Origin of the sequence: Flavisolibacter ginsengisoli DSM 18119 (assembly GCF_900129295.1) — a bacterium.
GTDB classification, from domain to species: Bacteria; Bacteroidota; Bacteroidia; order Chitinophagales; family Chitinophagaceae; genus Flavisolibacter; species Flavisolibacter ginsengisoli.
Genome location: NZ_FQUU01000002.1, coordinates 1 through 9,357 on the forward strand (window position 1 = coordinate 1; position 9,357 = coordinate 9,357).

Sequence of the window (9,357 nt, forward strand, 5' to 3'; positions counted from 1 at the left end):
CGATGCAGCACCAACCGTATTGGCTGCAGTAACAGTGATCGTTCCTGTGGCATTTACACTGCCACAACCACCCGTCAGCGGAATGGTATAATTAAATGTTCCCGAAGCAGTCGGTGTACCACTGATGGTAATCGTATTAGATGCCCATGCAGCAGTTACTCCGGCAGGCAGGCCTGTGGCAGCACCTATCCCTGTAGCCCCTGTGGTCGTATGGGTGATGTTTGGCGCAAGTGCCGTATTGATACAAAGTGTCGGTGTAGACGATGCAGCACCAACCGTATTGGCTGCAGTAACAGTGATCGTTCCTGTGGCATTTACACTGCCACAACCACCCGTCAAAAGAATAGAGTAATTGAACGGACTACCTGTTGCAGCAGTAGGAGTACCACTAATGGTAACAACACCAGCATTGAAGCTTCCACTCACTCCTGCCGGCAGCCCACTGAAACTGGCTCCTGTTGCTCCAGTAGTGGCGTAAGTAATATTGGTGATCGCTGTATTGATACAAACACTCTGAGCATCTGTACCCGCAGCAGAAGAAAGTGTAATAGTATTGACCGGATTGACCGTAATGGTGCCTGATACAGAAACATTTGTACAAGATGAACCTGTTAATGTTACAGTATACGAAAAAGTACCGCTTTCAGTAGGTGTACCGCCGATTGTGACCACGTTATTAGCAAAGGTTCCATTAACACCATTTGGCAGCCCAGTTACATCTGCACCAGTAGCATCGCTACCTATATTATATACTATTGGTGTAAGCGTATTATTAATACATAATGTTGGCGAGGCCGCGCCCGATGCTAATGTTATAGAACAATCTGCAAGAACTATATTAGCCAATCCAGGAGTTAAACTTGCATTTGTTTTATAAAGACCAGAAGGGGATAACGAAATACCATTGTAACCACTGGAAGAAAAGCTTCCACTAACATAGTTTATAGGTGGCCCAGGATTGTTTATAGGAGATAAAGGACTGCAACCGGGAGATGCATTTGAAAAAGCAGGATAGCTACCTGCGTTATTTCCATTTTTAAAAGCAATGGATGTAATTACAATTCCCGATGAATTTAGTAAAGTAAGTTGTCCTCCAGTTCCATCATTAAAATTTCCTGGATTCGTAGAATTTACAGCTGTATTATTTGTTGTAGATAAATCAAGATCCACAGCTCTTCCATTGGCGCCATAAGCATTCACCCAAGGGGTGCCTCCAACAGGTAAATTGGTCCACGTTTGTCCAACCGGGGATTGTCTGCCAAGACCTCCAATCAAATAAAATTCTCCAGCTCCAATTGTAGTTCCCGAAGGAATTGTTACAGTCCACCCTGTAGGATTTCCCGCCCCACTGGTTCCACTAAATAGTAAAACATAACATCCTATATCTGCAGGAGCGTTAGATTTATTAAGCAATTCAATAAATTCGCCACCACTTCCATTTGTATTACCAGTTGGTGCAATGCCTAATTCATTAATGACAACCTGCCCCCAACCTGATGAACACTGAAAAATAAAAATTAGTAAAAATGGAATTAATCGCTTTTGAAAGGAAGAAATGAATAACCCCTGGCACATAAATCTGACAAAATCAGAAAGCAACCTTTTAGGCAAAGACATTCCACCTCCCCTTCGGCAGTTATTGGTTAGCCTGTATGTGTTCTCGTGCCCGTGCATTACTGGTCTTATAAACTTTGACGGGTTTATAAAGCGGTCAATAGCAGTTATCAATTCTGGTACGCCTGGCACAGGAATAAGGAAATTACAGTTTGTCTAAGGATCGAATGTTTTGGTTATAACAAGAATAAAGGCTTTGCCTATGGAAAGTTATTTGGTCGGCAAAAACCGGTAGCACTAGGTGAAACCTTACTAAATTCAATATAGAGGAGTAGAAAAGATTGGTTGCTAAGTCAGTAAAATCGGTTTCTATCCATTAATACATTCTCATACGCTCTAGTTAAGGCAAAACCTATTCATTCATTTTTCAGGGAGGCAATACAGGATTAAGCATTTAGTTCTGGTTTTTAAACTTTAGGATTGGATGTTCGGAACAAATAAAAGATATTATCTCCTTTTTTCCTAATGTTTTACCCGCTTTTTTCCTTAGTAAAAATACGTAGTAAGGAGATAAATCTCAACTACTTACAATATACTGCAAATTTTAATTCCCTTGTAAAAAAAGACGGGTAAAAATGAACAAATGAAAGAATACTTATAAGATCTTGCCTAAGAGTCTTTCCTTAAATGAGTTATAAGGGTAATTACATACCTTAAAACTGTTTTTAAAGTGCTGTAATTAGAAGGAATAGTTTAATTAGTGCCAAAATGTGCCGATCCATTGGTAAAGCTGGCCTTCCCCACATGGTTCTTCTCATTGGTAGTAAGGCTGGATGCCGCAAATAAATACAGGTCGGCACCTGAAGTGCTTTTATCAATGACTGTATTGATCATATAAACCTGGGCGGCAGGCGAACTGGTATGCAACCCTGCCCCTGAAGATCCAAAACCAGTGGCAGCATTGTTCAGCAGGGTGCAGTTGGAAAGAAATAATTCCGTGTTTTCATGCCCTGCATCCTGGCTGATAGCCCCCCCATTAATGGCCGTATTGAAATAAAAGGTACAATTGGCTATATCCGCGCCATCAATTTTCAAAGCACCCCCGTCTTTTTCAGCACTGTTCCGCAGAAAAAGGCAGTTATTAAAGGTAGGCACAGACCCTGTAATGAACAGGGCACCTCCATTGTGCTGGTTTAATGACTGGTTGCCGGTGAAGCTGCTGGAGATAAAGGTGCTGCTCCCCGAGCCTTCCATATAAACCGCTCCACCGCTACCATTGGCAGCCACATTATTATCAAAGCCAGTATTCCTGGTAAAACAATCTCCACCGTTGCTGGCCAGGTAAATGCCTCCCCCGCTTCCGTTGTTGGCAATATTGTTGTCAAACAATGAGTTATTGATGGAAAGAGATGTGGAAGAACCTAATAAAGCTATAGCGCCTCCAGAAGAACCGGTTAGTTGGGTATCGCAATGTTTCAAGGTTACATAATTCAGGGTGAGCGAACTATTCGACCCATCAATTAAGATCCCGCCTCCGTTCCCTTTCCAGGGTGTAGGGTCAGCTTTTTCCACACCATGCTGAATGGTAAGGTATTCTATGATAACCCTGGCACCACCTGTAATATAGAAAAGCCTGTGCTGCGATTGTCCCCTTTCAGGATGTGCCTGCAAAATGGTAACAGCCTGCCCCAATCCACGAACGACCAGGTCTTTGGAAATAGTAATATTATTTTCAGTAAATGTTCCCTCGATATTGACAAGAATGGTATCTCCTTTAAAAGCAGCATTCACTGCCTCCTGGATGCTGGAAAAGGCACAGCCTGAAGTACACACTTTCAGTTCCCTTGCAAAAACAGGCGAACTAACGATAAGGAACAGGTTAAAAAACAAAAAATGCGTAATAACGCTTTTCATGGGATTGGCTTCTGCGGGTAAAATACAACAGCCAGCATAGAGTTCATAATTATCGCAACTATTTTTTTACGGGCATAAGGGTAACTATTTACCATTACGGAAATCTACCAACAGGGATATACGAAATTTTACTAAGGGTTGTCCCCAGCCTGCGGGTTCTTTCAAAGAAATTATTTTTGAGCTCATTGATTTTAAAGCTATATAAGTTGTATAGGCCAGGCATAGCAAAGGCATACCAACGCTATAGCTGGTGTATGAGGAGTGCATGAAATTCGTAGTTCTACGATAATATATAAGTTTTGATAGCATCAGTCTTATTCAATGCTTGTGGCTATTACTAAACCATCAACTACCTATCAACAGTATACTAACGGTATAGATACTGCGTGGTGATCACGCAGTATCTATACCGTAGATAGGGATTTGGTTGGGCTTTCCCTGGGAGAAGGAGGGGAATATCGAACAGATGAACAAGGAATATCGAATGATCCTCCTTCGCTAAAGCTTCGGCGGACTAGGGGAATATCGAATATGGAAGGAGAACCAGGATTACTAGCATTGAATAGGATTATTGTGGAGATGGGGTAATCCTTGTCAACTTGTTAACTTACCAACTTGTCAACTCAAAAGCCGGCCAAAAGCGGTCATTATCGGTCAAATCGGCCAAAAGCGGCCAAATCGGCCATGGCACCTTGGCGTTACTAAGTATTTTAGCAATCTTTACAATCAATAAAATCTAATATCATATGGCTAAGCAAACAGGATACGTAAAGGCAACCGGTACGGTGTGTGGAGACATCAACTTTTATAAGGATGTGGATTGTGGTTTCCTTGTAAGAATGCTTCCTGGTGTTGATTCTAAGCGCTTCTGGAAGGATCCTGCCTTTGAAGGCAGCCGCAGGAGTGCTGAAAGGTTTAAACAGGGTAATATCATGTCTTCCATCATCTACCGGTTTGTACCAGTAAAAAGAAGATACCCAAGGCTGTTTACTCAAGTAAGAAGAATTGCCATTGCTTTTTTAAAGCAGGGAAGTGAGAAAGGGGAAGTGTTTTCAGCCTTATTCACTTTTCTTACGGAGCAAAAGCGTATTTCCCTTACCCGGGAGCAGTTTGAATTACTCCTGTCCTCCTTTGAAGAGGAATTAAAAGCAAGGCTTCAGGAGCCAAAGCCAGAAAAGGAAAAGAAGATGAAGAACAAGCTGGATATCCAGGTTTTTGCACCTTTAAATGAAGAGGACATAGAATACTTTAAATTGTATATGGATGATATAGAGTGGACCATAAGGTTTGAAGGGGAGTTTCCGGAAGATTACAGGATCCCATTGTTTTTGCTTAAGCATGCTGTTTAAGCGTTTCTGGTTTTTGGTTTTTTGTTTCTGGTTCGTTAGATCTGATGTGAACTATAAGCTGCGGTTATTTCTTTAGGTGATAATTGTTTTGAGCTAGAGAGCATTATTGAATGTAAGCTTTTACTTGATCTTGATAAATCATACAGGCCTTAAGTAACTACCTAACTGCAATAGATAAACACCCGACCTTGTCATTCCGCCTTTGGCAGAATCTTTGGACTGCATTAGAACAGCGTATCATATCTGTAAGACTATTGAGCCATCTTAAAATAGAATCCGCTTACTTTATTGATTTAGGTCGAAAAGGCTCCAATAGTACAATGGTCGCTTATGAGGTTACCAAAGATACTTCGTGCCTCAGCATGACAAGGGAGCGAGTCGAGTGGTTTCAGTCATTACTTTTATCGAAGATCTAAATTCTTCATTTATACTTTGCGAATTAAGGTATGATTACAAAATATGCACCCTGGTTGTTTGTCAATCCGCATATGCTGTAAATCTTACTTATTAGAGGATAGACTGTATTCTTTAAAGTCTCTTACACTTAAACAACTAGAAACTTCAAACTACAAACTATAAACTCTATTCATGTCAGAACCCCTGTGTAAACAGGGGTTCTGAAAACTAAACTGCTTATATGAGAAAACTGCAGTTTAAATATACTCATATTTTATTACAATACATGATAATATTAGTTTTTAAAATAACTCATTGTAAACCAGCAGGTTCGCCCTACTCTTCCAACAACTCATCCTGTGCATCCTTTTGCAGCGATAAATAGATCATCAGCAACCCAAAAGCAAGAAAAACACCACCGCACCAGCCATTGACAGCCTGGCCTGTTTCTGAAGTAATCAGTGTATATATCAGTAACATTATACCCACAATAGAAAAGAAAGAACCAATAACAAACCGCAGGTCAAATAATTTATTCATAGCAAATTTTTAATAGAAGATTATATTAAAGACAACAGTAATGATCACCACAATGACACCAAGCCACAAAGGGTTTTTATACCAAACTTTGGCCGAATCTCTTTGCCGTGGGGTAAGACTGTAAACAAGACCCACCAATTCACTTTCCGGTTTTGGACTGGAGAATAAACTGATAACAGCCGTCATGATAAGGCAAACAATGAACGCTATCCCTGCAATGGTAAAGGCCTGGCTGGTGCCAGAGTAAAATTCATGCACATTGCCTAACCAGCCTCCTTTGCCCTCAGCTACTGTCAAACCATGTGTAAGCGCAGCCGAAGCCGTACCGCAAAGCAATCCCCAGAAGGCACCGTTTGAAGTGGTCCGCTTCCAGAACATGCCTAAAAAGAAGGTAGCAAATAATGGTGCATTTACAAATGAAAACACCAGTTGCAACAGGTCCATGATACTGTTGAATCCGCGGGCTACATAGGCTGTTGCAATAGAGATGAGGATACCGGCAACGGTACTGGCCTTGCCCACATTCAGGTAATGTTTTTCAGAAGCATCCTTTTTGATGTGCGACTGGTAGATATCATAGGTCCACACGGTATTGAAAGCTGTAACATTACCTGCCATGCCCGACATAAAGGAGGCAATAAGGGCTGTAATGCCCACACCAAGAATTCCACTGGGGTACAGCTTCGAAAGCAATAGCGGCAATGTCATGTTATAATCCACATCCCCATTGGCATTATGAGGTAATTCAAATCCCTGGAACTGGTTTTGCAATGCCAGGATGATGATACCGGGCAGAATAACCACAGCAGGCATGATGATCTTTGGCATAGCAGCAATAATGGGCGTGCGGCGGGCAGAATTTAAATTACGTGAGATCATGGCCCGTTGAACAACAAGGAAATCTGTACACCAGTAGCCAAAGGCCAATACAAAGCCAAGTCCGAATACCAGGCTAAATGCATCCACACCCATTGGATTGGTAGCAGCACTGCCCATGCCTTTCCAGAGATGTAGCTTGGCATTGTCCACATTATGAATAAGGCCCTGCAATCCACCTGCTTTTTGCAGCCCGATGTAAACGAGTGGTGCAATACCCAGCACAATCAAAAAGAACTGGAGCACTTCATTATAAACGGCACTGGTCAATCCGCCGAGATAGGTATAGATCAACACAATACCCGCGGCCACCCAAATGCATACGTCAAAATCCCAACCCAGGAATGCTTGCATCAGCATGGCCAATGCATATAAGGAGATGCCCGAGGAAAATACGGTCATTACCGCAAACGTTAGGGCATTAAAGGTTCTTGTTTTTTCATCAAAGCGAAGCTTCAGGTATTCAGGTACGCTTCGGGCCTTGCTGCCATAATAGAATGGCATCATATAAATACCCAGGAAAACCATGGCAAAAGCAGCACCCAACCAGTAGAAATGAGCGGTGTACAATCCATATTTGGCACCACTGGCAGCCATACCCAGCACTTCCTGTGCACCAAGGTTGGCAGAAATAAAGGCCAGTGAGGTGATCCAAAGTGGAATGCTCCTGTTGCTCATAAGGAAGTCATTACTTGTCTTCATTCTTCGCTTGAGCAGGACACCAATACCAACAACAAATAGAAAGTACAGAACAATGATCGCGTAATCAATAAGATGTAAGGACATACGGTTGTAAAAATTGTGTGTAATGTTAAGTGATTTTCATAACAACTTATGAATGAACGCAATAGTTTTTATCAATGAAGTAATTATGTTGCAGCCATAATTAGTGGCAATGAGGAAAAATAGTAGTACTCAGAAGAGCCGGTGATCTATTAGTGCTTTCGCCGTAGCACCACTGCTGAACTTTTTTTCATATCCCCTGCAAAGCGGATATCATATCGTTGTTCGCCATCCTGCACAATGAGCAACCCAGTATTGGGAGGAATAGAACCGAGGTTCTCGGCATACATCACCAGTTGCAGGGAATCACCCATATCGGGAGTAACAGCAATTGTAGTGCGAATGGCATTTGCTGTAAGACCCTTTCTCGCCAGTATTACTTTGCCGTTAAGAACAACACTTACGGTGTCGCCATCAATGGTTCCATTATCATAAATGCTTAATACCAGGCTATCTGAAGTGAAATAGATGCTTTGTATGACCTCTGTTTTCCTGTTAGCCATTGCGGCAGCAGGTGGAACGTGTACTATACCAGGATTTTTGATGGTAGCGGGTATTTCTTTTACCTGCTCCTTTTGAGATGGCTTTTCCTTTATTGCCACATCTTTTGTATCGACTACAGCTGCCGGAGGGGCATCAGCTTTTTTTACCGGTTGTTTTTGAGCAGGTACCGGCTTTTCCACCTGCGCTACAGTTTTGTCATCAACAGGAATGGGAGGTGCTGCCTTCACTAATTTCTTTTCAGCAGCATTATTCTTAACCGGGTTCCATTTTTCTTTAGCAGGTGTGGCTGGTCGTGAGCTCACAGATTTTGAAAGCTCTTTTTGTTCGGGCAACGATTCTTCTGCTGCAGTTACAGGTTCATTAGCCGGGGCTATAGAAGGTGGTGCCGTAACCGCTATGCTTTGCTTTTCATTCACACCAGGCTTTACTTCAATTGGCTTCGGAGAAGCAGCAACAGATTCCTTATTGTCTGAATTAGCTACGGGGTTTGTAGTAGCTGGCTTTGTAGCCGCTACAGAACCCTTTGGAGGCAGGGAACCTGCAAATGAGAGCGAGGATAATAAATTCATTTCTTCCAGCTTTGAGGTCAGCCTGGTCACTTCATCATTCTTTCTTCTTTTTAAATGAATTACTCCTGTGAAGGCAGCCTTGTCTTGCGAGCGGAAGTCAAGTGAGCGGGTAAAGAAACTACCCTCCAGCACCATACTGCTATCTCTTCCCTTTGCTATAAGGCTGGCGATCATTTTTATGCGCCTTGGAGGTGTTTTGTAATTATCAAAAACAAGATCATGGTCTTCCAATGATAAAGCGCCTTTTTTTTCTTTCAGTTCAATGGTCTTAATACCAATATTTTCTACTTCATTAAACGTAAAGGCAGTTAGGGCATATCCATTCCATTTGTCGCCATTGGAGCTGATCACCACTTCATAGGGTATTTTTGAACCTGAGCTTTCCAGGTAGCCTGTCCACAGGCCAGTGATATCCTGGGCAAATAATTGCCAGGGAGTGGCTATAAAGAGCAGTAAGACTAGTATTGTTTTTAGAAAGCGCATTCAGTGCAGCAAGATAGTGGTTGCCAATTAGGTAATAAAATAAGGAAATTATATCAGGGAGAAAAAGCCTGCCTGGCGTTTTTATTGGGGAAACATAAAAAAAGGGGCTAGAATAAAAATTCTGCCCCGAAGTTGTTTAAAGTCCAATATCCTATGAAAAAACCTGGTACAAAGCTATGGAAGGCCCAGGCCGTTAACAACCGTGAAAACACCTGGGAATGTAGGTATTATAACGGAGTAGGGGGGATTGAGTCGGGAGAACTGAGTCGGGAGTCGGGAGTCGGGAGTCTGGAGATTAGGAAGAAAGGCCGCAAAAGGCACTAAGACAGAAAGTAACGCAAAGGGGAAGTTCGCAGGCTCACTTAAGGAAAATACAAAAGGACGCAAAG

Annotated in this window: 6 protein-coding genes; 1 reads left to right on the plus strand and 5 read right to left on the minus strand. The window is 42.2% G+C overall.

Annotated elements, in window-relative coordinates; translation table 11 throughout:
- Both BUA53_RS02145 and BUA53_RS02150 read right to left on the minus strand, forming a co-directional pair.
- Window positions 1–1,617, minus strand: a 1,617-nt coding sequence (locus BUA53_RS02145) for a lamin tail domain-containing protein (protein ID WP_217652915.1), incomplete at its 3' end; no start/stop codon positions are given.
- A 690-nt stretch (window positions 1,618–2,307) separates the two neighbouring features.
- Window positions 2,308–3,468 carry a hypothetical protein gene (locus BUA53_RS02150; RefSeq protein WP_072833619.1) on the minus strand — a complete coding sequence of 387 codons (1,161 nt, stop codon included), beginning with the start codon at window positions 3,466–3,468 and terminating at the stop codon, window positions 2,308–2,310.
- Between the two features lie 746 nt (window positions 3,469–4,214).
- Here BUA53_RS02150 and BUA53_RS02160 point away from each other — a divergent pair.
- The gene (locus BUA53_RS02160; RefSeq protein WP_072833621.1) at window positions 4,215–4,817 is read left to right on the plus strand and encodes a hypothetical protein; all 603 of its coding nucleotides are present in this window, start codon (window positions 4,215–4,217) and stop codon (window positions 4,815–4,817) included.
- Between the two features lie 732 nt (window positions 4,818–5,549).
- Here the strand turns inward: BUA53_RS02160 and BUA53_RS02165 are convergent.
- The 3 genes from BUA53_RS02165 to BUA53_RS02175 form a co-directional block, all read right to left on the minus strand.
- The gene (locus BUA53_RS02165) at window positions 5,550–5,753 is read right to left on the minus strand and encodes a hypothetical protein (protein ID WP_072833622.1); all 204 of its coding nucleotides are present in this window, start codon (window positions 5,751–5,753) and stop codon (window positions 5,550–5,552) included.
- Between the two features lie 9 nt (window positions 5,754–5,762).
- Window positions 5,763–7,415, minus strand: coding sequence for a sodium:solute symporter family protein (locus BUA53_RS02170; protein WP_072833623.1), 1,653 nt, complete (start codon window positions 7,413–7,415; stop codon window positions 5,763–5,765).
- 149 nt (window positions 7,416–7,564) lie between these two features.
- Window positions 7,565–8,968 carry a hypothetical protein gene (locus BUA53_RS02175; RefSeq protein WP_072833624.1) on the minus strand — a complete coding sequence of 468 codons (1,404 nt, stop codon included), beginning with the start codon at window positions 8,966–8,968 and terminating at the stop codon, window positions 7,565–7,567.
- Window positions 8,969–9,357 lie beyond the last annotated feature (389 nt).